Raw genomic sequence first — 25556 nt, 5'->3', positions numbered from 1 at the left:
CGAGCTGGTTCCTGGTGGTGCGGTGCGCGGTTCGGCCCTCGGATGCCGCGTGGCCCGTGCCGTCGGCGGACGAGCCTCGGGCGCGGCCGGGCTCAGGCCTCGTCGAAGCCGTCCTGGATCTGCTCGACGAGGTCCTCGCGGTCGTCGAGCGGGAGGAAGGCTGCGGCCGCGGCGTTGAGCTGGAAGACCTCGAAGTCGTCGAGGTCGTAGCCGAACGCGTCGGAGAGCAGGGCGAGCTCGCGCGTGAGCGACGTGCCGGACTGCAGGCGGTTGTCGGTGTTGACCGTCACCCGGAACCCGAGCTGGTAGAGCAGGTCGAACGGGTGGTCCACGAGTTCCTCGCCCCACGCGGCGATCGCGCCGGTCTGCAGGTTCGAGGACGGGCTCGTCTCGAGGGCGATCTCGCGATCGCGGACCCACTGCGCGACCGGACCGAGCGACACGTAGGTGTTCTCGTCGTCCTGGCGCTCGATCGTGAGGTCCTCGGCGAGGCGGACGCCGTGGCCCAGGCGCAGCGCGCGGCCGTCGAGGAGCGCACTGCGGATCGACTCGAGCCCGTCGGCCTCGCCCGCATGGACGGTGACCGGCATGAACCGCGAGGCGAGGAAGTCGAACGCGGTGCGGTGACGACTCGGCGGGAAACCCGCCTCGGCACCCGCGATGTCGAAGCCGACGACGCCGCGATCGCGGTGGCGCACCGCGAGCTCGGCGATCTCGAGGCCGCGGTCGGCGTGGCGCATGGCGGTGATCAGCTGGCCCACCCGGATGCGCGCACCCTGGCGGCGGACGTCGTCGACGCCCTCCTCGAGGCCCCCCTGGACGGCCTCGACGGCCTCGTCGAGCGACAGGCCGCGCGTGAGGTGCTGCTCGGGCGCCCAGCGGATCTCGCCGTAGATCACGCCGTCCTCGGCGAGGTCGTTCACGAACTCGCGGGCGACGCGCGCGAGACCGTCGCGGGTCTGCATGACCGCGGTGGTCACGTCGAACGTCTTCAGGTACTCGACGAGCGAGCCCGAGTCGGCCTGGTCGGCGAACCAGCGGCCGAGCTCGTCGGCCTCCGTCGCGGGGAGCTCGAATCCGACCTCGTCGGCGAGCTCGACGACGGTCTGCGGCCGCAGTCCGCCGTCGAGGTGATCGTGCAGCGAGATCTTCGGCAGCGACCGGATGTCGGTGCCGTCCCCCTCGATCCGGTATTCGGTCGCGTGCGTGTCCACCCCACCACGATAGCGGCGGGGACACCCGGCCATGCAGGGAAAACCCTGCGTGCGACGGCGTGCGACGCAACGGACGTGCGCCGCACCGGCGTCACCGGCCGATTCGCTCCGCGATGAGCGGCCCGCCGTCGTGGACGGCCGAACCGGCGTCGCCGATCTCCCACGCGCCCTCGACCGCCTCGAGCGCACGCGCGAACCGGGCCGGTTCGTCGGCGTGCAGCGTGAAGAGGGGCTGCCCGGCACGCACGGCGTCCCCGGGCTTGGCGTGGAGGTCGATCCCGGCGGCATGCTGCACCGGGTCCTCCTTCCGGGCCCGTCCGGCGCCGAGGCGCCACGCCGCGATGCCGAACGGCAGCGCCTCCTGCCGCACGAGCACCCCGTCGCGGTCGGCGGTCACGACGTGCTGCTCCTTCGCCACCGGCAGCGCCGCGTCGGGGTCGCCGCCCTGTGCGCGGATCGACGCGCGCCAGGTGTCCATGGCGCGCCCGTCGTCGAGCGCCGCCTCGACGTCGGCGTCGGTGACGCCGGCGAGCTCGAGCATCTCCCGCGCCAGCGCGACGGTGAGTTCGCGGATGTCTGCCGGGCCGCCGCCCGAGAGGACCTCGACCGATTCGCGCACCTCGTTCGCATTGCCGATCGTCAGCCCGAGCGGGACGTTCATGTTGGTCAGGAGCGCCGACGTCGCGACGCCGGCATCCTCGCCGAGCTCGACCATCGTCCGGGCGAGCTCGCGCGACCGCTCGATGTCCTGCAGGAAGGCGCCGGAGCCGAACTTCACGTCGAGGACGAGGGCGCCGGTGCCCTCCGCGATCTTCTTCGACATGATCGACGACGCGATGAGCGGGATCGCCTCGACCGTCCCCGTGATGTCGCGCAGCGCGTAGAGCTTCTTGTCGGCCGGAGCCAGCCCCGAGCCGGCGGCGCAGATCACGCCGCCCACGTCGCGCAGCTGCGCGAACATCTCCTCGTTGGAGAGCTCGGCCCGCCAGCCGGGGATCGACTCGAGCTTGTCGAGCGTGCCGCCGGTGTGCCCGAGGCCGCGCCCCGAGAGCTGCGGCACGGCGACCCCGAAGGAGGCGACGAGGGGCATCAGCGGCAGCGTGATCTTGTCGCCGACGCCGCCGGTCGAGTGCTTGTCGGTCGTGGGCTTGCCGAGTCCGGAGAAGTCCATGCGCTCGCCCGACGCGATCATCGCCATGGTCAGGTCCCGGATCTCGCGGCGCGTCATGCCGTTCAGGAAGATCGCCATGGTCATCGCCGACATCTGCTCGTCGGCGACGTACCCGCGCGTGTACGCGTCGACGAGCCATCCGATCTGGTCGGTCGACAGCTCGCCACGATCGCGCTTGGTGCGGATCAGGTCGACGGCGTCGAAGGCCTCGACCGCGCTCATGCGCCCTCGCCCCGGTATTCGGCGAGCTGTCGGGGCCCGAACGCGTCGGGCAGCACCTCGTCGATGGTCTTCAGCCCGGACACGGTCTCGAGCACCATCCCCTCGGCCGAGTGCTCGTAGAGGAGCTGGCGGCATCGCCCGCACGGCATGAGCACGTTGCCGTGGCCGTCGACGCACGTGAACGCGGTGAGCCTGCCGCCGCCCGACATGACGAGCGCCGACACGAGCGAGCACTCGGCGCAGAGGGTCACGCCGTACGAGGCGTTCTCCACGTTGCACCCGCTCACCACGCGGCCGTCGTCGGCGATGGCCGCCGCGCCGACGGGGAACTGCGAGTACGGGACGTACGCCTTCGCCATCGCCTCGCGGGCGATCTCGCGCAGGTGGTCCCAGTCGATCGACTGGTGGTCGGTCATGGGTGACGCTCCGATCAGGACTTGATGTACGGCTTGCCGGCGGCGGCCGGGCCGCGCACCTTGCCGACGAAGCCGGCGACCGCGAGGATCGTGACGACGTAGGGCAGCATGAGCATGAACTCGCTCGGGACCGGCGAGCCGATGACCGAGAGCGTGTTCTGCAGGTTCGACGCGAATCCGAAGAGCAACGCGGCGAGCGTGGCCCGGATCGGATCCCACTGGCCGAAGATGACCGCCGCGAGGGCGATGAAGCCGGCACCCGCGGTCATCTCCTTGTTGAACGCGCCGACGGCGCCCAGCGTGAAGAACGCGCCGCCGAACCCGGCGATGGCGCCGGCGAGCGAGACGTTCCAGAACCGGGTGCGCGCGACGTTGATGCCGACGGTGTCGGCCGCGGTCGGGTGCTCGCCGACCGATCGGAGGCGCAGGCCCCAGCGGGTGTGGAAGAGCCCCACGTAGACGAGCACGATGATGACGTACATCGCGTAGACGATGAGCGTCTGCCGGAAGAACATCGGCCCGATGAGCGGGATCTCCGAGAGCAGCGGGATCGGGATGCGCTGCAGGCGCGGCGGCGAGTTGAGCAGCGCCGCGTTCGGTGCCAGCACCTGCGAGAACAGGAAGCTGGTGAGTCCGATCACGAGCACGTTGAGCACGACGCCGACGATGACCTGGTCGACGAAGTACTTGATCGCGAAGGCGGCGAGCACGAAGGCGACGAGCACGCCCGAGATCGCGGCGGCGAACAGGCCGACGATCGGACCGAGCCACTGCTGGCCGATGACGGAGGCCACGACCGCCGATGTGAACGCGCCCGCGAGCAGCTGCCCCTCGATCGCGATGTTGATGACGCCGACCCGCTCGCTGATCACGCCGCACAGGGCGCCGAAGATCAGCGGGACGGAGAGGCTCAGGGCTCCGGCGAGGAGGCCGGGAAGGGGGATCACGGGCGTGCGTGCGCCCGCTGCAGCCCAGGTGAGGAAGGCGACGAGGCCGATGACCGCGAAGATCACCACGAGCCACAGGGGCACGGAGCGCTTCGCGCGGACCATCGCCGCCGAGACGACGGTGATCGCGGTCAGCAGGACGATGCACGTCCAGGTCGTGATCGGGCCGTTGAGCGTGACCTCGGGGATCTGGATGAGGTCGTTGCCCGACGAGAGCCGGAAGGTCGCATCCCCCAGGTGCTGCGTGGTCAGGAAGAGAACGGCGAGCAGGGCAGTGATCACCGCGAAGGAGATCGGCGCCTTCCAGCTGACGACGACGGTCTTGTCGAGCGTCTCGGCGGGAGCCGCGGCGGCGTGGTGCTGGCTGGGAGCGGTCACTTCGCCGCCACCTCCTCCTTGGGTGCGGTGCGCGTTCGCTTCTTCGGCTTCGCGCCGGGCTGCGGGAGGCGGAAGATCGCCCGCACGAGGGGCGGCGCCGCGATGAAGAGCACGATGAGGGACTGGACGACGAGCACGATGTCGATCGGCACGCCCTCGGCGGCCTGCATCGCGAAGCCGCCCGCCTTGAAGGCGCCGAATAGGATGCCCGCCGCGAGGATGCCCCAGGGATTCGATCCGCCGAGCAGGGCCACGGTGATCGCGTCGAACCCGATGCCCGCGTCGATGCCGGACGAGAACCCGGTGGTCACGGTGCCGAGCACCTGGTCGACGCCGGCGAGGCCGACGAGCGCGCCCGAGATCAGCATCGCGTAGACGTACATCGAGTTGACGTTGATGCCGGCGACGCGGGCGGCCTTCGGGTTCAGCCCGACGGCACGGAACCGGAAGCCCAGGCTCGACCGGTCGAGGATCCACCACACCAGCACGACGCAGCCGAGCGACAGCAGGAAGCCGAGGTGGAGGTTGAATCCCGACCCGAGGATGTCGGGGAAGATCGCGGTGTCCTTCATGGGCGGCGTCTTCGGGTTGTTGGACCCGGGCGCCTGCAGGAGCCCCGGCGTGCGCAGCATCCACGAGACGAGGTACAGCGCGACGTAGTTGAGCATGATCGTCACGATCACCTCGTGCGCCCCCGTGCGGGCCTTCAGCACACCGGCGATCCCGGCCCACAGCGCGCCCGCCACGATGCCGGCGATCGTCGCGACGATCATGTGCAGCGGGAACGGGAGGTCGAACGAGAACGCCACCCAGCCGGCGGCGGATGCCGCGAGCAGCATCTGGCCGCGGCCACCGATGTTGAACATGCCGACCTTGAACGCCAGGCCGACGCCGAGTCCCGCGGCGATGAGCGGGGTGGCGAAGTTGAGCGTCTCGGTCAGCGGCCGGATGCCGGAGGCGAAGTCGGGGCGGCGGAAGTTGTAGACCGCGCCCTGGAAGAGCGCCGAGTACGCACCCGCGACCGAGTCCCAGACGGCGACGAACGTGTCGCCGGGCCGCGCGAAGAAGTACACGGATGCCGCCTGCACGCGCTCGTCGGTGAACGCGATCATGATCGCGCCGACGACCAACGCGAGGAGCACGGCCAGCACCGAGATGATCGCGTTGCCCGTGGCGATCTGGCGGAACGCCTGCTGCCAACGCGACCCCTCGGGCTCCGGGTCGGGCTGGACGACCGGCTCGTCGGGCGGGACCTCGGTGCTCGTCTCGAGCGCGACGTCGGGGTCGTTGCGGTCGCTCATGCGGCGGCTCCTTCGGGGGACGGGACGTCACCGGACGCCCCGGGGCTCTCGCCGGCCATCATCAGGCCGAGCACGTCGCGGGGCGTGTCGCCCGGCACGATGCCGACGACCCTGCCCCGGTACATCACCATGATCCGGTCGGCGAGGGCGGTGACCTCGTCGAGCTCGGTCGAGACGACGACCACGGGCACGCCGGCGTCGCGCGTCTCGATGATCCGCTTGTGGATGAACTCGATGGAGCCGACGTCGACACCGCGCGTGGGCTGCGCCGCCACCAGGAGGTTGAGGTCGCGGCTGAGCTCGCGCGCGAGGACGACCTTCTGCTGGTTGCCGCCGGAGAGGCGCCCCGCCTTGGTCTCGATGCCGGGCGTGCGGACGTCGAACTCCGCGACCTTGTCGGCGGCGAACTCCGCCAGGTAGGCGCGCTGGACGTTGCCGGCCTTCACGAACGGCGCGCCGTCGGACCGGTCGAGCATGAGGTTCTCCGCGACGGAGAACTCGCCGACGAGGCCGTCCTCCGTCCGGTCCTCGGGGACGAAGCCGACGCCCGCGTCGAGGATCCGCCGCACCGAGCTGCGCGTGATGTCGTCGCCGTCGAGGCGGATCACGCCCTCGACCCGCGGCTGCAGGCCCATGAGCGCCTCGGTCAGCTCGGTCTGGCCGTTGCCCTGCACCCCCGCGACCGCGAGGACCTCGCCGCGGCGCACGCTGAAGCTGACGTCGTTGACGACGAGCTGCCCGAGGGGGTCGACGACGCGAAGGTGCTCGACCTGCAGCGCCTCGTCGCCGAGGTTCGGCTCCTCCTTCTGCACGGTGAGCTCGACCGCCCGCCCGACCATGAGCGACGCGAGCTCGGCGTTGGTGGCCGTCGGCTCCGCCTCGCCCACGACCTTGCCGAGCCGCACGACGGTGATGCGGTCCGCGACCTCGCGGACCTCGCGGAGCTTGTGCGTGATGAAGACGATGGACGCGCCCGACTCCTTGAGCTGGCGCATGATCGCCATGAGCTCGTCGGTCTCCTGCGGCGTCAGCACGGCGGTCGGCTCGTCGAACACGAGCACGTGGGCGTCGCGCGAGAGCGCCTTGATGATCTCGACGCGCTGCTGCACGCCCACCGGGAGGTCGTCGACGAGCGCGTCGGGATCGACGTCGAACCCGAACCGATCGCTGATCTCGCGCACCTTCCGGCGCGCCGCGTCGATGTCGAGGAGGCCGGCGTTGCGGGTCTGCTCGTGACCGAGCATCACGTTCTCGGCGACCGTGAACACCGGGATCAGCATGAAGTGCTGGTGCACCATGCCGATGCCGGCGCGCATCGCATCGCCCGGACCGGCGAAGTGCTGGACCTCGTCGTCCAGCAGGATCTCGCCCTCGTCGGCCTGGTAGAGGCCGTAGAGGACGTTCATCAGCGTCGACTTGCCGGCCCCGTTCTCGCCGAGGAGGCAGTGGATCTCGCCTGCCTCGACGGTGAGGTCGATGTGGTCGTTCGCCACCAGGGAACCGAACTTCTTCGTGATTCCTCGGAGTTCGAGTTTCATGCCACCGATCCTAATGATCGCGCCGGGAATCGCAGCGGTCGTGCGCCGAAGTGCGCCGATGAGCGCCCCGAACTGCTCAGTTGTTGGCGGGCGTGCTCACGCGCGCCCCGGAAACCGCGAAGGGAGGCCGGTACGCAACCGGCCTCCCTCCGCGACTGGGTCGGCTCAGCCGGCCAGGTAGGACTCGACGGTGATGTCGCCGTCGATGATCATCTGCTTGAGCTCGTCGAGCTTCGACGACAGGTCGGCCGGAACCGCGTCCTCGAAGTCGTGGAACGGCGCGAGCCCGACGCCCTCGTTCTCGAGCGTGCCGACGAACGGCTCGGCGTCGAACTCGCCGTTGCCGGCGGCGACGATCGCGTCCTCGACGCCGACGTCGATGCCCTTGCGGATCGACGTGAGCAGCAGGTCGCCGACCGACGGGTCGGTCTCGTAGACGTCGGCGTCGACACCGAGCAGCATGATGTCGCGGCCGGAGTCGCGGATGGCCGCGGCGCCCGACTGGTAGATCGGCCCGCCGACGGGCAGCAGCACATCGATGTTCTGGTCGATCAGGCCCTGCGCCACCTGGCGAGCGGTGTCGTTCGCCTCGAAGCCGCCGGTGAACGAGCCGTCCTGGGCCTCGCGGTCCCAGCCGAGCACCTTGACATCGGCGCCGTTCTCCTCGTTGTAGTACTCCACGCCCTGCGCGAAGCCGTCCATGAAGATCGACACCGTCGGGATGTTGATGCCGCCGTAGGTGCCGACGGAGCCGGTCTCGCTCATGCCCGCCGAGAGGTAGCCGGCGAGGAACGCCGCCTGGGCGGTGTCGAAGATGATGGGCTTGATGTTCTCGGCGTCGGTCGTGCCGTCGAAGTCCTGGTCGACGGTGTCGTCGATCGAGACGTACTCGAGGTCGGGGTTCGCCGTCGCGGACTCGAGGGCCGCGGGCGCGAGCAGGAAGCCGACGGTCACGATCGTGTTGCAGCCCTGGTCGACGAGGCTCTGCAGGTTCGACGCGTAGTCGGTCTCCGCAGCGGACTCGACCTTCTTGCTCTCGACGCCGAGCTCCTCGGCGGCGCGGTCCAGGCCCTCGGCACCGAGCTGGTTGAACGACTTGTCGTCGAAGCCACCGGCGTCGGAGACCATGCAGGGCAGGTAGTCGAGCGCCTCGCCGCCGTCGCCGTCGGTCTCCTCGGGAGCCGACGCGCAGCCTGCGAGGAGCGCGACCGCGCCGATGGTCGCGAGACCGCCGACGGCGGCCTTCTTGAACGTGAACGTCACAGTGTCCTCCAAAAGACAGTGCACCCCGAACGATCTCGGGGACCGTGAGGTCACGTTACCCAATGTTTCGACCGGCGCCATGGGCCGTCCGACCCCGACCGGGCAAAGGTTATGAAGCCGCGACCTTCTGCTCATATGAGCAGCCTGCGGGCTCCCCCGAGCAGGGGACACTCACGGCGCGGACGGGGAGTCGACGACGAGTTCGCCGGCGATGATCGCCTGCCGAAGGCCGTCGATCTCGCCCTGCAGCCCGGGCGTCACGAGCGACTCGAGGTCGTGGTACGGCGCGATCTCGACGCCACCGTTCTCGAGGGTCCCCACGTACGGCTCGTTCGTGAACCCGCCCTCCTGCACGGCGCCGACGATCTCGACCATCGCCTGCTGGGTGTTCTTCAGGACGCTCGTCAGCACGATCGGACGGAACTCGGCCGGCAGGGTCTCGTAGCCGTCGCTGTCGACCCAGATCACCGACACGTCGCCGGCCTCGATCGCCGCGGCCGCCGCGCCCTCCCCCACCTGGCCGGCGACGGGCAGGATCACGTCGGCGCCCTGGTCGATGAAGCCCTCGGCGAGCACCTTGCCCTTGTTGATGTCCTCGAAGTCGCCCGTGAACGAACCGTCCTGCTCGTCCTTGTTCCAGCCGAGGGCGCGCACGCCGGCGCCGTGCACCTCGTTGTACTTGGCGACGCCGTCGACGAAGCCGTCCATGAAGAGCGTGACGGGCGGCTGGTTGCCGCCGCCGAACGTCGCGACGACGCCGGACCGCGAGACTCCCGCCGCCAGGTAGCCCGCGAGGAAGGCCGCCTGGGCGGTGTCGAACACGACGGGCTTGACGTTGTCCGCCTCGACCGTCTCGTCGACGATGGCGAACGAGACGTCGGGGTTGGCCTCGGCCTCGGAGCGCGTCGACTCGGCGAGCTCCCAGCCGACGGTCACGACGAGCGCGCACCCGGAGTCGACGGCCTGGCGCACGTTCGGGGCGAGGTCGGTCTCGCTGGTGGACACGAGTGCCTCGGCCTCGACGCCGAGCTCGTCCTCCGCCTGCTGCAGTCCCTCCCAGCTCGACTGGTTGAACGAGCGGTCCTCGAGCCCGCCCGAGTTCGTCACCATGCGGACGCACCCGTCGGCCTCGGCGTCGCCGCCGCCCTCCGGTGCGGGCGCGCAGCCCGCGAGCATGGCGGATGCCGCGACCAGCGCGGTCCCGAACGTGACGACCCGTCGCAGCGACATCCGCCCGACCACCCTTCCGTGCCTACAGCACGTCGCTCGATCCGCCGAGGCGCAGCGCGTCCACGACGGCCTTCACCCGCTGCGCGTGCTCGCTCGTGGTCACGAGCAGCGCATCGGGCGTATCGACGACCACGATGTCCTTCACGCCGATCAGGCTGATGACCCGGTCGGCTCGACTCACGACGATACCGCTCGAGGCGTCGGAGAGGACGCGCGCGTGCTCGCCGAGGATCGCGAGCTCGCCGGACCGGCCCGCCGTGTTGAGCTTGGCGAGCGAGGCGAAGTCGCCGACGTCGTCCCACTGGAAGTGCGCGCGCACGACCGCGAGCCGGCCGCGGGCCGCGGCGGGCTCGGCCACGGAGTAGTCGATCGCGATCTTCTCGAGGCGCGGCCAGATGCGGTCCACGGCCGGGCCGCGCAGCTCGGGGTCGTCCCAGGCATCGGCGAGCTCGAGGAGCCCCGCGTGCAGGTCGGGCTTCGTGAGCGCCAGCTCCTCGAGCAGCCGGTCGGCCCGGGCGATGAACATGCCGGCGTTCCACAGGTGCCGCCCGCCCTCGAGGTACTCGCGCGCCGTCTCGAGGTCGGGCTTCTCGACGAAGCTCGACACCGCGGTGACCTCGCCCGCGCCGGGGAGGTCGAGCGGATCGCCGCACTCGATGTAGCCGAACCCGACGGCCGGTTCGGTCGGCGTGATGCCGATCGTCGCGATGTGGCCCGCCTCGGCGGCGGCGACCGCCGAGGTCACCGCGGAGCGGAACAGCGACGTGCCCGAGATGACGTGGTCGGCGGCGAACGAGCCGATGATCACGCCGGGCTCCCGGCGCTCCAGGATCGCCGCGGCCAGGCCGATCGCCGCGGTCGAGTCGCGGGGCTCGCTCTCGAGGACGATGTTGGCGTCGGCGAGCTCGGGCAGCTGCGCCTCGACGGCGGCGCGGTGCGCGCGGCCCGTGACGATCATGATGCGCTGCTCGCCGGAGAGCGGGACGAGCCGGTCCCAGGTGTCGCGCAGCAGCGTCTGCCCGGATCCGGTCAGGTCGTGCAGGAACTTCGGGGCGTCCGCGCGCGAGAGGGGCCAGAGCCGGGAGCCCACGCCGCCGGCGGGGATGACGCTGTAGAAGCGGTCGAGGGGAGCCTGTCGCATCCGATCAGGATAGCCGCGGGCCACCGGGGACAGCCCGGGGCCGGCGCCTCGACACGACGGCGACCGGAGCACCGCTGCGAGCGCACTAGACTCGGAGCCGGGCCATCGGTCCCGTCATGCCCACAGTCGGGCGACGCACACCGCCAGGAGGGACGTCCATGTCAGCAACGACGACACGGACCCCGATCGCACCCGAGAAGCCGGCGAAGCAGAAGCCGGGCGGCACGCTCTATCGCGGCCGCGAGGGCATGTGGTCGTGGGTGCTGCACCGCATCACCGGGGTGGCGATCTTCTTCTTCCTCCTCGTGCACATCCTCGACACCGCGCTCGTGCGCGTGAGCCCCGAGGCCTACAACGCCGTCATCGGCACGTACCAGACGCCCATCATGGGCCTCGGCGAGGTCGCGCTCGTCGGCGCGATCGTGTTCCACGCGTTCAACGGCCTCCGCGTCATCCTCGTCGACTTCTGGTCGTGGGCGACCCGCAACCAGAAGGTCCTCTTCTACGTCGTGATCGCGCTCTGGGTGATCACGATGCTCGGCTTCGTGCCTCGGCACCTCATGAACGTCTTCAGCCACTAGGAGCGCAGAGATGACCGTCATCGAATCCCCGCGCACCCCCGCTCGTCCGGCGCCCCGGCGCGGCGTCAACCTCGAGAAGTGGGGCTGGATCTACATGCGCGCGTCGGGCGTCGTGCTCGTCGTGCTCGTCTTCGGGCACCTCTTCGTCAACCTCATGGTGGGCGAGGGCGTCAAGGCCATCGACTTCGGCTTCGTCGGCGGCAAGTGGGCCGACCCGTTCTGGCAGTGGTGGGACGTGCTGATGCTGTGGCTCGCGCTCATCCACGGCGCCAACGGCATGCGCACCATCGTGAACGACTACACGAACCCGGGCGCGGTGCAGCGCATCCTGAAGGGGGCGCTGCTCGTCTCCACGGTCGTGCTCCTCGTGCTCGGCACCCTCGTCGTCTTCACCTTCGACCCGTGCCCCGCCGGCTCCCCCGCCGAGCTCCTCCCCTCGTTCTGCCCCGCCGCATAGGAGACACGTGACCAGCGAGAACCACGTCGAGACCACGGTCGTCGACGGCGTCCACTACCACCAGTACGACATCGTGATCGTCGGCGCCGGCGGCGCGGGCATGCGGGCGGCGATCGAGGCCGGCCCCGGCGCGAAGACCGCGGTCATCTCGAAGCTGTACCCGACCCGCTCCCACACGGGCGCGGCGCAGGGCGGCATGGCCGCGGCGCTCGCGAACGTCGAGGAGGACAGCTGGGAGTGGCACACCTTCGACACGATCAAGGGCGGCGACTACCTCGTCGACCAGGACGCCGCCGAGATCCTCGCGAAGGAGGCCATCGACGCGGTCATCGACCTCGAGAACATGGGCCTGCCCTTCAACCGCACGCCCGAGGGCAAGATCGACCAGCGCCGCTTCGGCGGTCACACGCGCGACCACGGCAAGGCGCCGGTGCGCCGCGCGTGCTACGCCGCCGACCGCACGGGCCACATGATCCTGCAGACGCTGTTCCAGAACTGCGTCAAGCTCGGCATCGAGTTCTACAACGAGTACTACGCGCTCGACCTCGTGATGACCGAGGTCGACGGAGTCCCCCAGCCGTCGGGCGTCGTCGCGTACGAGCTCGCGACGGGCGAACTGCACGTCTTCCAGGCGAAGGCCGTGATCTTCGCGACCGGCGGCTTCGGCAAGATCTACAAGACGACGTCGAACGCGCACACCCTCACGGGCGACGGCGTCGGCATCATCTGGCGCAAGGGCCTTCCGCTGGAGGACATGGAGTTCTTCCAGTTCCACCCGACCGGCCTCGCCGGCCTCGGCATCCTCCTCACCGAGGGGGCCCGCGGCGAGGGCGCGATCCTCCGCAACGCCTCGGGCGAGCGGTTCATGGAGCGCTACGCGCCGACCATCAAGGACCTCGCGCCGCGCGACATCGTCGCCCGCTGCATGGTCCAGGAGGTCGCGGAGGGCCGCGGCGCCGGCCCCGACAAGGACTACGTGCTGCTCGACTGCACGCACCTCGGTGCGGAGGTCCTCGAGACGAAGCTCCCCGACATCACGGAGTTCGCCCGAACCTACCTCGGCGTCGACCCGGTGTACGAGCCGGTGCCGGTCATGCCGACCGCGCACTACGCCATGGGCGGCATCCCGACCAACGTCAAGGCCGAGGTGCTGAGCGACAACACCACGGTCGTCCCCGGTCTCTACGCCGCCGGCGAGTGCGCGTGCGTGTCGGTGCACGGCTCGAACCGCCTCGGCACGAACTCGCTGCTCGACATCAACGTCTTCGGCAAGCGCGCCGGCCGCAACGCGGTCGAGTACGTCAACTCGGGCGTCGAGTTCACGCCGCTTCCCGACGACCCGGCGGGCGACGTCCGGCGACTGCTCGAGGTGCTCCGCGACTCGAACGGCACCGAGCGGATCGCCGCGATCCGCAAGGAGCTCCAGGACGAGATGGACAAGGGCGCGCAGGTGTTCCGCACGAGCGAGTCCCTCGACCACGTCGCCGAGGTGATCGCGGGCCTCCGCGACCGCTACCGGAACATCGCCGTGCAGGACAAGGGCAAGCGGTTCAACACCGACCTGCTCGAAGCCGTCGAGCTCGGCTTCCTCCTCGACCTCGCCGAGGTCGTCGTGGCCTCCGCCCGCAACCGCGAGGAGAGCCGCGGCGGCCACATGCGCGACGACTTCCCGAACCGCGACGACGAGAAGTTCATGCAGCACACGATGGCCTACCTGTCGGGCGACGCCCACTCGTCGGTCGCGTCCGATCACATCCGGCTCGACTGGAAGCCCGTGACCATCACCCGATACCAGCCGATGGAGAGGAAGTACTGACGTGACGACCGCCACGCTCGAGACCACGTCGACGGATGCCGCGACGAAGTCCTTCACCGTCACCTTCCTGATCCGCCGGTTCGACCCCGACGTCGACACGGAGCCGCGCTGGCAGGACTTCGACGTCGAGATGTACGCGACCGACCGCGTGCTCGACGCGCTGCACAAGATCAAGTGGGAGCAGGACGGCTCGCTCACCTTCCGCCGCTCGTGCGCGCACGGCATCTGCGGCTCCGACGCGATGCGGATCAACGGCCGCAACCGCCTCGCCTGCAAGACGTTGATCAAGGACCTCGACATCACGAAGCCCATCTACGTCGAGGCGATCAAGGGCCTCCCGCTCGAGAAGGACCTCGTGGTCGACATGGAGCCGTTCTTCGCGAGCTACCGCGAGGTGCAGCCGTTCCTGCAGGCGTCCACGGCGCCGGAGCCCGGCAAGGAGCGCATCCAGGACGTCGCGTCGCGAGCGCGCTTCGACGACACCACCAAGTGCATCCTCTGCGCCGCGTGCACCTCCTCGTGCCCGGTGTTCTGGACCGACGGGCAGTACTTCGGCCCGGCGGCGATCGTGAACGCGCACCGGTTCATCTTCGACTCGCGCGACGACGAGGCGAAGGTCCGACTCGACATCCTGAACGACAAGGAGGGCGTGTGGCGCTGCCGCACGACCTTCAACTGCACCGACGCGTGCCCCCGCGGCATCGAGGTGACCAAGGCCATCGCCGAGGTCAAGCAGGCCATCATGCGCGGCAAGCCCTGACCGAGGGCGACCACGTGACGGAGGGGCCGGTGCGCGAGCACCGGCCCCTCCGTCGTTCCCGGGCGGATGCCGCGTGCGCCGCGTACCCCGCGGCATCGGCTCGCTAGGGTGATCGTGTGAGCGATCGCGGACGGGGACGCGGCGCGGGTTCCGCGCGGCCGGGCGACGCCGTGCCCGCGGCCGCGGGCTCGGATGCGACCGCGTCGCCGCCATCGACGTCGACGTCGACATCGAGCGCATCGTCGCGCGCCGCGAAGTCCCCGACGAGCGCGCCTGCCTCCGATGCGACGACGGCGGACGCGAAGGCGCCGACCGCGTCGAACCGCGTCCGCGAGCGGATCGAAGCGGCGAGCGCGCCGATCCTCGAGCGCTTCGACGAGCCGATCACCTGGGCGGAACAGGTCACGCAGCAGACGATGGCACTGTTCCCCGTGCGTGTCTGGCGGCACTTCCTCGCCCGGAACGGGTTCCTGCTCACGGCGGGGATGAGCTACCAGTCGCTCTTCGCGGTCTTCGCGGCGATCTACATCGTGTTCGCCGTCGCCGGCATCTGGCTGTTCAACGACCAGGACACGCTCCAGGCGCTCTACCTCCTCATCAACACGTATGCGCCCGGGCTCGTCGGCGAGAACGGGATCATCACCCCGGAGGCGCTCCAGGAGGCGGCGACCGCGAGCACGAGCCTCTTCGGCTGGACGGGTGCCGTCGCCCTCGGCGGCCTGATCTGGACCGCGATCGGGTGGGTGACGTACTCCCGCATGGCGGTCCGCAGCATCTTCCTCCTGCCGAAGGACGACCGGGCGTACCTCTACCTCAAGGCGCGCGACTTCGCCGCGGCCTTCATGTTCGGCGTGGCGATCCTCGTCGCGGCCGTCCTCTCGATCGTCGCGACCGGATTCCTCGATTGGATCTTCGGCCTCCTCGGCGTCGACCTGACGGCGGAGTCCCCCGCCGTGCGCGTCGGCCTGCAGGTCGGCGCCATCCTCGTCGTGTTCGTCATCGACACGCTCGCCCTCGCCGTCATGTTCCGGTTCCTCTCGGGCGCCGAGGTGGCGTGGCGCCGGATGTGGACGGGCTCGCTGCTCGGCTCGGCGGCGCTCAGCGTGCTGCAGATGCTCGGCGGGCTCGTGCTCTCCTGGGCCGGCAGCAACCCGCTGCTCGCGACCTTCACGGTGATCGTGGCGCTGCTGCTCTGGTTCCGCATCGCGAGCATCATCATCCTCGTCGCCGCTGCCTGGATCGCGGTGGAGGCCGCCGACCGGAACGAGTCGCTCCGACGCGTCACCGCGGCGCAGCTCGAGGCGGAGCGGCGCCAGCGCGAATACGAGGCGCTCCTCACGGCGGCGCGGGTCCGGGTCCGCGAGGCCCGGGCCGCGGCCGAATCGGCGCGCTGGTACGAGCGGGTCCCCGCGGGCCGCCGACTGGCGAAGGCGCGTCGCGACCTCGACGAGCTCGAGGCATCCGCCCCGCCCCCGCCGCCCGCCAAGCCCTCGTGGCTGAACGGGAACGGCCGTGGGGGTGGCAACGCCTAGGATCGAAGGCATGCCCTCCCCCTCCCCGCTCCGGATCGCCAGCGCCAACGTGAACGGGGTCCGGGCGGCGTTCCGGCGCGGCATGGGCGACTGGCTCGCGGCGCGCGACGTCGACATCCTCGCCATGCAGGAGGTTCGGGCCTCGACCGACGACCTCGCGGCGCTCCTCGGCGACGAGTGGAGCATCCTGCACGACCCCGCGACCGCCAAGGGTCGCGCGGGCGTGGCGATCGCGAGCCGCGCGGGCGCGAGCATCCACCGCGTCGAGCTCGGCACCGCCGACCACGACACGGCGGGCCGGTGGCTCGAGGCCGACTACGAGGTGAACGACCGGATCGTCACCGTGGTGAGCTGCTACGTGCCCTCGGGTGAGGCCGAGACGCCGAAGCAGGTCGACAAGTACCGGTTCCTCGACGCGATGAGCGAGCGGATGTCGGAGCTCGCGACGCACGAGCTGGCCGTGGTCGTCGGCGACCTGAACGTCGGCCACCGCACGCTCGACATCAAGAACTGGAAGGGCAACGTCAAGCGCGCCGGGTTCCTGCCCGGGGAGCGCGCGTACTTCGACCGCTTCATGGGCGGCGAGGGCGAGGAGGGCTACAACGCCGGCGCCGGCCTGGGCTGGATCGACCTCGGCCGCCGCTCCGCGGGCGAGGTGCCCGGCCCCTACACGTGGTGGTCGTGGCGCGGCAAGGCATTCGACAACGACAGCGGATGGCGCATCGACTACCACCTCGCGACCCCGGCGCTCGCCGACGCGATGGTGTCGTACGTCGTCGACCGGGCCGACGCCTACGACGAGCGATGGTCCGACCACGCCCCCGTCGTCGTCGACTACGCCATCTGAGACCGAAGGACCCCCGAACCACGATGAACACCGCACGCCCCGTCGTCTTCTCCGGCATGCAGCCGTCGGGCGACTCGCTCCACCTCGGCAACTACCTGGGCGCCCTGGTCAACTGGGTCGCGCTCCAGGACGACCACGACCCGATCTACTGCGTGGTCGACCTGCACGCGATCACCGTCCAGCAGGACCCGGCGACGCTCCGCGAGGCGACGCGCCGCACGGCCGCGCAGTACCTCGCCGCGGGCGTCGACCTGAGCCGCTCGACGCTGTTCGTGCAGTCGCACGTGCCGGCGCACACCGAGCTCGCGTGGGTGCTCGGCACCCTCACGGGCTTCGGCGAGGCGAGCCGGATGACGCAGTTCAAGGACAAGTCGGCCCGCTACGGCACCGACTCCACCACGGTCGGGCTCTTCACGTACCCGGTGCTCATGGCCGCCGACATCCTGCTCTACGGCACGCACCTGGTGCCCGTCGGCGACGACCAGCGGCAGCACCTCGAGCTCACGCGCGACCTCGCCGGGCGCTTCAACTCGCGCTACGGCGAGACGTTCGTCGTGCCCGAGGCGATGATCCCGAAGGAGTCGGCCCGCATCTACGACCTCCAGGAGCCCACCGCCAAGATGTCGAAGTCGGCGGCGAGCCCGAACGGCCTGATCAACCTCATGGACGATCCGAAGGTCATCGCCAAGCGCATCCGCAGCGCCGTGACCGACACCGAGCGCGAGATCCGCTACGACCCGCAGGCGAAGCCCGGGATCGCGAACCTGCTCGACATCTACGCGACCGTCACGGGCCGCTCGATCCCCGAGCTCGAGGCGGAGTACGACGGCAAGGGCTACGGCGACCTGAAGAAGGACCTCGCCGACGTCGTCGTCGAGCGCGTCGCGCCGATCCGGGAGCGCACGCTCGAGCTCATGGCCGACCCGGCCGAGCTCGACCGGCTGCTCGCGATCGGCGCCGACAAGGCGTCGGAACGTGCCGAGCGCACGCTGGCCACGGTGTACGACCGGGTCGGCTTCCTGCGCCGGCCGTGACGCCCGCCGGGCCGGGTGATGCGGTCGGCGGCGCATCGACCGCTGCCGGCCGCCCCGTCGTGCTGTTCGACCTCGACGACACGCTCATGGCGCACCGCGAGGCGGTCGCCGCGGGCATCGTGCTGCACCTGCGCGAGCGCGGGTACGCGGCGGCCGACGACGCCGCGGTGGTCGCGGCGCAGGTGCTGTGGCACGAGCTCGAGGAACGGCACTACCACGCGTACCTCGCGGGCGAGCTGACGTTCGAGGGGCAACGGCGGGCGCGGGCGACGGAGTTCGCGCGCGCACACGGCGACGAGCTCGACGGCGAGGCCGCCGGAGCCTGGTTCGCGCGCTACTTCGAGCGCTACCGCGAGGCCTGGGCGCTGCACGACGACGTCCTGCCCGCGCTCGACGCGGTCGAGGCCGCGCTTCCCGGCGTGCGGTTCGGCATCATCACGAACGGCGAGGCCGACTTCCAGCTCGCGAAGCTGGTGCGGCTGGGGCTCGAGGTCGGGCATCCGGGGCGCATCGGGCACCTCGTGGCATCCGGCGCCGAGGGCGTGACCAAGCCCGACCGGCGCATCTTCGAGGTCGCGGTCTCGCGCTTCGAGGCCGACGGCGCGGTCTCGGGCGCGGCGTACATCGGAGACCGCCTGCGCACCGACGCGATCGGCGCGGCCGAGGCGGGGCTGGTCGGGGTGTGGCTCAACCGATCGGGTGAACGGCCCGCCGAGGTCGAGGCGACGGATGCCGCGGCCGCGGGCGTGCACGAGATCCGCACGCTCGCGGAGCTCGCGCCCCTCCTCGCCGATTCGTTGGCGGTCGAATAGCACCGCCAGCCGGAGCGTATCGAGACCGGCCTGCGGAGCACGGAAACGGGCCGGGCGCCTTCCCGCGCGCCCGGCCCGTGTCATCCCGCCCGCGTCAGCGGACGTCGTCGTCGACCCAGTCGAGGGTCTTCGTGACGGCCTTCTTCCAGTTGCGCACGAGGCGCCCCTGCTCGGCCTCGTCCATCGACGGCTCCCAGCGACGGTCCTCCTGCCAGTTCTTCGCGAGGTCGTCGAGGTCGGCCCAGAAGCCGACCGCGAGACCCGCGGCGTAGGCCGCGCCGAGCGCGGTCGTCTCGGCGACGACCGGACGCACGACGGGCACGCCGAGGATGTCGGCCTGGAACTGCAGCAGCGTGTCGTTGGCCGTCGCGCCGCCGTCGACGCGCAGCTCCGTGAGGTCGATCCCCGCATCGGCGTTCACGGCTTCCACGACGTCGCGCGTCTGGAACGCGATCGCCTCGAGTGCCGCCCGCGCGATGTGCCCCTTGTTCACGTAGCGGGTCAGGCCCACGAGCGCACCGCGCGCATCCGGACGCCAGTACGGGGCGAAGAGCCCCGAGAAGGCGGGCACGAAGTACGCGCCGCCGTTGTCCTCGACGGACTTCGCCAGCTCCTCGATCTCGGGAGCCGACGAGATGAGGCCGAGGTTGTCGCGCAGCCACTGCACGAGCGACCCGGTCACCGCGATCGAGCCCTCGAGTGCGTAGTGCACGGGCTGGTCGCCGAGCTTGTAGCCGACGGTCGTGAGGAGGCCGTTCTTCGAGTGGACGATCTCCTCGCCCGTGTTGAAGATCAGGAAGTTGCCCGTGCCGTAGGTGTTCTTCGCCTCGCCGGCCGCGAAGGCGGCCTGCCCGAAGGTGGCCGCCTGCTGGTCGCCGAGGATGCCCGCGATGGGCGTCTCGCGGAGGAGGCTCGACGACTCGACGGCCCCGTAGACCTCGGAGGAGGACTTGATCTCGGGGAGCATCGAGCGCGGGACGCCGAAGATCCCGAGGATCTCGTCGTCCCACTGCAGGGTCTCGAGGTCCATGAAGAGCGTGCGGCTCGCGTTGGTGACATCCGTCGCGTGCACGCCGCCCTCGACGCCGCCCGTGAGGTTCCAGAGGACCCAGGTGTCGGTCGTGCCGAAGATCAGGTCGCCGGCCTCGGCCTTCTCGCGCGCCCCGGGCACGTTCTCGAGGATCCAGACGATCTTGGTGCCGGAGAAGTAGGTCGCCAGCGGCAGGCCGACCTTCGCCTTGAAGCGCTCGACGCCGCCGTCGGCCGCGAGGCGGTCGACGATCGGCTGCGTGCGCGTGTCCTGCCAGACGATCGCGTTGTACACGGGCTCGCCGGTCGTGCGGTCCCAGACCACCGCGGTCTCGCGCTGGTTGGTGATGCCGACGGCGGCGATGTCGTGACGCGTGAGGTCGGCCTTGCCGAGGGCCTGGCCGATCACCTCGCGGGTGTTGGCCCAGATCTCCTTCGGGTCGTGCTCGACCCAGCCGGCCTTGGGGAAGATCTGCTCGTGCTCGAGCTGCCCGGTCGAGACGATCGAGCCCTGCTTGTCGAAGATGATCGCGCGCGACGAGGTCGTGCCCTGGTCGATCGCGAGGACGTAGTCAGCCATCTGAGAACTCCGTTGCTGTCAGTGGGGTGGGTGGTGGGGTGATTCGGGTGCCGCGCTCAGCCGAGCAGCGGGAGGAGCGGGATCGCGGCGAGGCCGGCGAGCACGCCGCCGATGATCGGGCCGACGACCGGGACCCAGGAGTAGCCCCAGTCGCTCGAGCCCTTGCCGGCGATGGGCAGCACGGCGTGCGCGATGCGCGGTCCGAGGTCGCGGGCCGGGTTGATCGCGTAGCCGGTCGGGCCACCGAGCGAGGCGCCGATACCGATCACCAGGAGGGCCACCGGCAGTGCGCCGAGCGCCGCGAGGCCCGAGGCGTCGCCGTTCCGGCCGAAGCCGATGACGACGAAGACCAGCACGAAGGTGCCGATGATCTCGGTCACGAGGTTCCACCCGTACGAGCGGATCGCGGGGCCGGTCGAGAACACGCCGAGCTTGTTCGCGGCCTCGGGCTCGGCGTCGAAGTGCTGCTTGTAGCCGAGCCAGACGACGACCGCGCCGAGGAAGGCGCCGATGAGCTGCGCACCGAGGTAGGTGAGCACCGACAGCGCGTCGACCGGGACGGTCGTGCCCGCGGCGGCGTTGCCGAACTCGCTCGCGCCGTTCGCGACGAGTCCGAGCGTGACGGCGGGGTTCAGGTGCGCGCCCGAGGCGTAGGCGACGACGACGCCCGCGAACACCGCGAGGCCCCAGCCGATGTTGACCATGAGGAAGCCGCCGTTGTGCCCCTTGTTCTTCGCCAGGGCGACGTTGGCGACGACGCCGCAGCCGAGCAGCACGAGCATGGCGGTGCCGACGAGTTCCGAGAGGAACAGCACTCCGAGATTGTCCACGTTGACCTTTCTGGGTAGGACCGGGCGGCCCGGGGGCGGACCGCCGTTGCGGGCCGCATCGAAAGCGGCCGGATGAGCCGTCATCCGAGCGGCCCGCATGAAACGTACCCGCGGGATCCGCCGGTCAGCGGCCGTTCCACGTGCACATCCGTGCAGATTCGCGAGGCCGCCGGCGAGCGCCGCCCGGCACCGCTACCGCCGCGCCCCGCGCCGGAGTCACGCCGTGACGGGCGAATCGAGCGCGACGCCGTGCCGTTCGGCGAGCACCCGTCGGGTCGACTCGACCTCGTCGCGTCGCCGCACGTCCGTCCAGCCGAGCGCATCGCCGACGACGTCGGCGAGCTCGACGAGCAGCGCGGAGGTCACCGCTCCGGTGAACGCCAGGCTGGTCCGGCGCAGCACCACGTCGAGGAGGTGCACGACGCGCTCGTTCGCGGCGAGCCACGCGATCTCCTCGCGCGAGTACGACGGCGCCGCTGCGAGCGGCGTCTCCGCGGCATCCTCGATCGCCTCGATGACCGCCTCGGCGCGCGCGCCGTACCGCTCCAGCAGTTGTTCGGCCCGCTCGCGCCCCACGCCGTCGCCGTGGCCGGCGATCCACACCAGCCGCGCGTCATCCGTGGTCGGGAACCCGGCGCCGCCGCCGATCGGCAGGCCCTTCGTCGACCGCACGCGGTGGCGGCCCAGGAGCCCGAGCACCTCGTCGGAGAGGTGCTCGGCGAGGGCGCGGAACGTCGTCCACTTGCCGCCCACGAGGCTCAGCAGGGTCGTGCCGGGGCGCTCCGCGACCTCCGCCCGCTCGATGCGGTAGTCGCGGCTCACGAACCCGGGCTGGGTGTCGTCGTGCCGCGGCAGCGGCCGGACACCGGAGAAGCGGAAGACGATCTGCGAGCGGTCGACCGCGATCCCCGGGAAGACGTGCGCGACGAGGTCGAAGAAGTAGTCGACCTCCTCCTCGGTGCAGACGGCGGGCTCGCGCATGTCGTGCTCGAGGTCGGTCGTGCCCACCATGACCCGCCCCTTGAGCGGATAGATGAGCACGATCCGGCCGTCCTCGTGCTCGAAGAAGATCTCGCGTCCGCCGGTGGCGGCGAGGAGCTCGTCGTTCTCGAGCACGATGTGCGAACCCTTGGTGCCGCCCATGAAGCGGGTGCCGCGGCCGAGCTGCGCGTTGGTGAGGTCGGTCCACGGGCCGGAGGTGTTCACGACGACGTCGGCGGCGAGGTCGAACTCCTGGCCGGTGAGCCCGTCGCGCACCCGGACGCCGTGGGCGCCGAGGCCGACGGCCTCGAGCGCGTTCGCCGCGCGGGCGTGCGGGCCGGCGGCGAGTCCGTCGTGCAGCACGTCGAGCGCGAGGCGCTCGGGGTCGTGCATGCTCGCGTCGTAGTACGTCGCGGTGTACTTCAGTCCGGGGTTGAGCGCGGGCAGTTCGGCGAGCGACCTCCGCGCGCCGAGGAACCGGTGGCGCGGGACCGACCCGCCGTCACGCGAGAACGCGTCGTAGATCGTGAGGCCCGCCTTGATGAGGGCCGCGCCGCGCTCGGCGGGCCTGCCCTGGCGGTGCGTCAGGAAGCGCAGCGGCGCCGAGAGGATGCCGGAGAAGGTGGAGAAGATCGGGACGGTCGTGCGCAGCGGCTTGACGTAGTGCGGCGCGATCCTCAGCAGCCCGTTGCGCTCCTGCACCGATTCCTGCACGAGGCGGAACTCGCCGTTCTCGAGGTAGCGGATGCCGCCGTGGATCATGTGGCTCGAGGCGGCGGACGCGCCCGAGACGAAGTCGTCGCGCTCGACGAGCACGACGTCGACGCCCTGCAGGGCGAGGTCGCGGAAGGTGGCGATGCCGTTGATGCCGCCGCCGATGATCACGACCTCGGCGGTGGGTCGGTCTCGGAGCGCGGCGATCTCGGCGCGGGTGCCGGGGGCGTGCGTGGGGCGGTTCGTCGTCGGCGACGTGGTGGGCGACATCGCTGTCCTTTCGAGCTGGTCACGCCGGGTTGCGGTGCGTGCCCCGGCTGTGGATGAATACATCGTGGCAGTGCTGAACATGCTTGCAAGCCGAATGAACAGATGTGCAGGGGGATGATCCGATGGTCGTGACGGATGCCGCGGGACCGACCGCCGGGCACGAGCTGCCCACCGGCAAGACGCGCGACGCGCTGCGCGCGGCACACCTGTACTACCTGCAGGACCTCACCATGGACGCCATCGCGAAGGAGCTGCACACCTCCCGTTCCTCGGTTTCGCGCCTGTTGAGCCACGCGCGCGCGACCGGGCTCGTCGAGATCTCGATCCACTCCCCGCTCGACCTGCCGAGCCGGCTCGAGCAGGAGATCCTCGAGCGGCACGAGGTCTCCGCCCACGTCGTCCCGGTGCCGGATCACGCGAGCGACGTCGACCGGCTCGAGCGCGTCGCGCTCTCGGCTGCACGGATTCTCACTCGGTTCATCGACTCGAACCAGACGATCGGCGTCGCGTGGGGCTCCACGATGAGCGCGATGAGCCGCCACCTCGCGCCCAAGGCGACGCACAACTCCGAGATCGTGCAGCTGAACGGCGCGGGCAACCTGCGCACCACCGGCATCCTCTACGCCTCGGAACTGCTGCGCAGGTTCGGCGACGCGTTCGGGGCGCGCGTGCAGCAGTTCCCGGTGCCGGCCTTCTTCGACGACCCCGCCACGAAGGAGGCGTTCTGGCGCGAGCGCAGTACGCGCCGCCTGCTCGACCTGCAGGCGTCGATGGACGTCGCGATCTTCGGCATCGGCTCCCCGTTCGCCGAGGTGCCGAGCCACGTGTACCAGGGCGGGTACCTCGAGCGCGCCGACTATCAGGCTCTGTCGCGCGACGGCGTCGTCGGCGACGTGGCCACCGTCTTCTACCGAGCGGATGGCACGACCGAGGGCATCGCACTGAACGCCCGCGCGACCGGGCCCGACTTCTCGGTGCTGCGGCGCGCGCCGCGGCGGATCTGCGTCGTCTCGGGGCAGGCGAAGCTGCCGGGTCTCATCGGCGCGCTCGCGGCTGGCCTCATCACCGACCTGATCGTCGACGAGGGCACCGCGCGACGGCTGGTCGAGGGTTCGGGCGGCGACGACGACGATCGCGCGGCCCGAACCGGAGCTGCGACGCAATCGTGATCCCGCCCACGCGCTCCGCGCGATAGGTTTGCCCTCGCGCCCGCCCGCGCGGGCGCGCGCACGAGGAGACCTGATGCACGACGCCGACCAGCCGATCGAGTTCGTCATGGTCCCGCCCGAGCCTCGCTCCCCCCGCGCCGGCCGCGGGGTCAGCGGCCTCGCCGGTGCGGCGATCATCGCCGCCGTGGTCGCGGTGTGGGCGGTCGGCCACCAGGTCGTCGCGACCGTGGTCCACGCGCAGGTGTGGCCGACCTGGTCCGCCGCCGACGCCGCGTACGACGAGGCGGCGGCCGACTACCGCGAGACCGCCGAACGCGCCGGGAGTGCGGCCGACCGTGGCGACGCACTCGTCGGCATCGCCACCGGCGACCTCGTCGCCGACGGCGACCGCGCCGCCCTCGAACAGGCGATCGCCGACGCCCGTGCGCGGCTCGCCGAGCGCCCGGCGAGCCCCGGCATCGCCGCGCTCGGCGATCCGGGCACATTCGCTCCCGCGTGGGAGCGCTACGCCGACCTCGTCGAGCTGATCGACCTCGTCCCGTCCCGCGAGGAGGCGACCGCCCGCTACGACGCCGCGCGCGACCGCGTCGCCGACGGCAGCCTGGCGATCGCCGACGCCACGGAGGCGCTCATCGCCGGGACCGAGGCGCGCGCCGCCGCCGCGATCGAGGAGAACCCGTCGGCCACGGTCACCGCGCGGGTCGAAGTCGACGAGGCGATCGCCGCGCTCCGGAACTCCCCCACCGTGTCGTCAGGCGACTCGAGCCGCTACGCCGACCTCGCCGCCGCCGTGGCCGCGCTCCGCGACTCGCACGCCACCGAGACGGCACGGCTCGCCGAATTCCCCGTCCGCGCCGACATCGAGGCGTTCGCACGGTCCGTCGCCTTCGGGGTGCCGTTCGACGTCGTCTGGGCGGAGGTGGTCGGCGGGTACTCGAGCGACGGGTACTACTCGGGCACGGCCGAGTTCTTCCAGGACGCCGACGGCGAGGGCTACGGGCTGATCTCGCTCACGTACAGCATCGAGGACGCCTGGTCGTGGGACGAGAACGCGAAGGCCGTGGTCGTGCACGAGGTCGGCCACGTGCAGGTGATGCGCGAGGACTGCGCGACGATCTTCAGCGGAGCGGAGTTCGCGGGCGACCACGAGGTCTGGGCCACGGCGTGGGCGATCGGCATGGGCTACGACGTGCCCGGAGCCGGGATCGAGGCGTACGGCCGGCCGAGCGACGCGCAGATCCAGGCCGCGTCAGCCTGCCGCTGACGGGTGAACGCGCGCGACCGGGCCGACCGCCGGTCGGGGCACGCACGGCCGAGACCGGG

At 71.0% G+C, this 25556-nt stretch carries 22 protein-coding genes; 10 read left to right on the top strand and 12 right to left on the bottom strand.

The window, feature by feature from the left end; all coding sequences use genetic code 11:
* Window positions 1-92: 92 nt before the first annotated feature.
* The 9 genes from ACQ393_RS06090 to ACQ393_RS06050 all read right to left on the bottom strand — a co-directional run bounded on the left by ACQ393_RS06090 (window position 93) and on the right by ACQ393_RS06050 (window position 10821).
* Window positions 93-1214, bottom strand: a complete 1122-nt coding sequence (locus ACQ393_RS06090) for an adenosine deaminase (RefSeq protein ID WP_430645936.1) — start codon at window positions 1212-1214, stop codon at window positions 93-95.
* Between the two features lie 91 nt (window positions 1215-1305).
* Entirely contained in the window at window positions 1306-2607 is a 1302-nt protein-coding gene (locus tag ACQ393_RS06085) for a thymidine phosphorylase (protein WP_430645935.1), read from the bottom strand.
* Entirely contained in the window at window positions 2604-3023 is a 420-nt protein-coding gene (locus tag ACQ393_RS06080; RefSeq protein WP_430645934.1) for a cytidine deaminase, read from the bottom strand. Before ACQ393_RS06080 ends, ACQ393_RS06085 begins: the two co-directional genes overlap by 4 nt.
* A 14-nt stretch (window positions 3024-3037) precedes the next feature.
* A complete protein-coding gene (locus ACQ393_RS06075; protein ID WP_430645933.1) occupies window positions 3038-4348 on the bottom strand; it encodes an ABC transporter permease in 1311 nt (436 codons plus the stop codon).
* Window positions 4345-5649 (bottom strand): ABC transporter permease, encoded by a 1305-nt coding sequence (locus tag ACQ393_RS06070; protein ID WP_430645932.1) that lies wholly within the window; start codon window positions 5647-5649, stop codon window positions 4345-4347. Before ACQ393_RS06070 ends, ACQ393_RS06075 begins: the two co-directional genes overlap by 4 nt.
* Window positions 5646-7187: an ABC transporter ATP-binding protein gene (locus tag ACQ393_RS06065; RefSeq protein WP_430645931.1), complete on the bottom strand. Its 1542-nt coding sequence runs from the start codon at window positions 7185-7187 to the stop codon at window positions 5646-5648. Before ACQ393_RS06065 ends, ACQ393_RS06070 begins: the two co-directional genes overlap by 4 nt.
* Before the next feature lie 165 nt (window positions 7188-7352).
* A complete protein-coding gene (locus ACQ393_RS06060; protein ID WP_430645930.1) occupies window positions 7353-8450 on the bottom strand; it encodes a BMP family lipoprotein in 1098 nt (365 codons plus the stop codon).
* A gap of 171 nt (window positions 8451-8621) precedes the next feature.
* A complete protein-coding gene (locus ACQ393_RS06055; RefSeq protein ID WP_430645929.1) occupies window positions 8622-9680 on the bottom strand; it encodes a BMP family lipoprotein in 1059 nt (352 codons plus the stop codon).
* Between the two features lie 22 nt (window positions 9681-9702).
* Complete coding sequence (locus tag ACQ393_RS06050; protein WP_430645928.1) at window positions 9703-10821, bottom strand: mannose-1-phosphate guanylyltransferase; 1119 nt, start codon at window positions 10819-10821, stop codon at window positions 9703-9705.
* A gap of 158 nt (window positions 10822-10979) precedes the next feature.
* Between ACQ393_RS06050 and sdhC the strand changes: the two genes are divergently transcribed.
* The 8 genes from sdhC (at window position 10980) to ACQ393_RS06010 (ending at window position 18660) form a co-directional block, all read left to right on the top strand.
* Window positions 10980-11402, top strand: a complete 423-nt coding sequence (sdhC, locus tag ACQ393_RS06045) for a succinate dehydrogenase, cytochrome b556 subunit (RefSeq protein WP_430645927.1) — start codon at window positions 10980-10982, stop codon at window positions 11400-11402.
* A gap of 10 nt (window positions 11403-11412) precedes the next feature.
* Window positions 11413-11859 carry a succinate dehydrogenase hydrophobic membrane anchor subunit gene (locus ACQ393_RS06040; protein WP_430645926.1) on the top strand — a complete coding sequence of 149 codons (447 nt, stop codon included), beginning with the start codon at window positions 11413-11415 and terminating at the stop codon, window positions 11857-11859.
* Window positions 11860-11866: 7 nt separating this feature from the next.
* Window positions 11867-13675, top strand: coding sequence for a succinate dehydrogenase flavoprotein subunit (sdhA, locus tag ACQ393_RS06035; RefSeq protein WP_430645925.1), 1809 nt, complete (start codon window positions 11867-11869; stop codon window positions 13673-13675).
* 1 nt (window position 13676) lies between these two features.
* Window positions 13677-14435, top strand: a complete 759-nt coding sequence (locus tag ACQ393_RS06030) for a succinate dehydrogenase iron-sulfur subunit (protein WP_430645924.1) — start codon at window positions 13677-13679, stop codon at window positions 14433-14435.
* Window positions 14436-14551: 116 nt separating this feature from the next.
* Window positions 14552-15967 (top strand): YihY/virulence factor BrkB family protein, encoded by a 1416-nt coding sequence (locus ACQ393_RS06025; protein WP_430645923.1) that lies wholly within the window; start codon window positions 14552-14554, stop codon window positions 15965-15967.
* Between the two features lie 10 nt (window positions 15968-15977).
* Complete coding sequence (locus tag ACQ393_RS06020) at window positions 15978-16814, top strand: exodeoxyribonuclease III (RefSeq protein WP_430645922.1); 837 nt, start codon at window positions 15978-15980, stop codon at window positions 16812-16814.
* Window positions 16815-16837: 23 nt separating this feature from the next.
* Window positions 16838-17848, top strand: a complete 1011-nt coding sequence (gene trpS / locus ACQ393_RS06015) for a tryptophan--tRNA ligase (protein ID WP_430645921.1) — start codon at window positions 16838-16840, stop codon at window positions 17846-17848.
* Window positions 17845-18660, top strand: coding sequence for an HAD family hydrolase (locus tag ACQ393_RS06010; protein ID WP_430645920.1), 816 nt, complete (start codon window positions 17845-17847; stop codon window positions 18658-18660). Before trpS ends, ACQ393_RS06010 begins: the two co-directional genes overlap by 4 nt.
* A 94-nt stretch (window positions 18661-18754) precedes the next feature.
* Here ACQ393_RS06010 and glpK read toward each other — a convergent pair whose 3' ends face one another.
* The 3 genes from glpK to ACQ393_RS05995 form a co-directional block, all read right to left on the bottom strand.
* A complete protein-coding gene (gene glpK, locus ACQ393_RS06005; RefSeq protein WP_430645919.1) occupies window positions 18755-20269 on the bottom strand; it encodes a glycerol kinase GlpK in 1515 nt (504 codons plus the stop codon).
* 56 nt (window positions 20270-20325) lie between these two features.
* Entirely contained in the window at window positions 20326-21099 is a 774-nt protein-coding gene (locus ACQ393_RS06000) for an MIP/aquaporin family protein (RefSeq protein ID WP_430645918.1), read from the bottom strand.
* A 216-nt stretch (window positions 21100-21315) separates the two neighbouring features.
* Window positions 21316-23064 carry a glycerol-3-phosphate dehydrogenase/oxidase gene (locus ACQ393_RS05995; RefSeq protein ID WP_430645917.1) on the bottom strand — a complete coding sequence of 583 codons (1749 nt, stop codon included), beginning with the start codon at window positions 23062-23064 and terminating at the stop codon, window positions 21316-21318.
* A gap of 122 nt (window positions 23065-23186) precedes the next feature.
* Between ACQ393_RS05995 and ACQ393_RS05990 the strand changes: the two genes are divergently transcribed.
* Window positions 23187-24233, top strand: a complete 1047-nt coding sequence (locus tag ACQ393_RS05990) for a sugar-binding transcriptional regulator (protein ID WP_430646297.1) — start codon at window positions 23187-23189, stop codon at window positions 24231-24233.
* Between the two features lie 73 nt (window positions 24234-24306).
* On the top strand, window positions 24307-25497 hold the full coding sequence (locus ACQ393_RS05985; RefSeq protein ID WP_430645916.1) for a hypothetical protein: 1191 nt from the start codon (window positions 24307-24309) through the stop codon (window positions 25495-25497).
* The last annotated feature ends 59 nt before the right edge of the window (window positions 25498-25556 follow it).

Source organism: Agromyces sp. GXS1127 (assembly GCF_050565425.1).
Classification (GTDB): Bacteria; Actinomycetota; Actinomycetes; order Actinomycetales; family Microbacteriaceae; genus Agromyces.
This window is presented reverse-complemented; position numbering and strand designations above follow the sequence as displayed.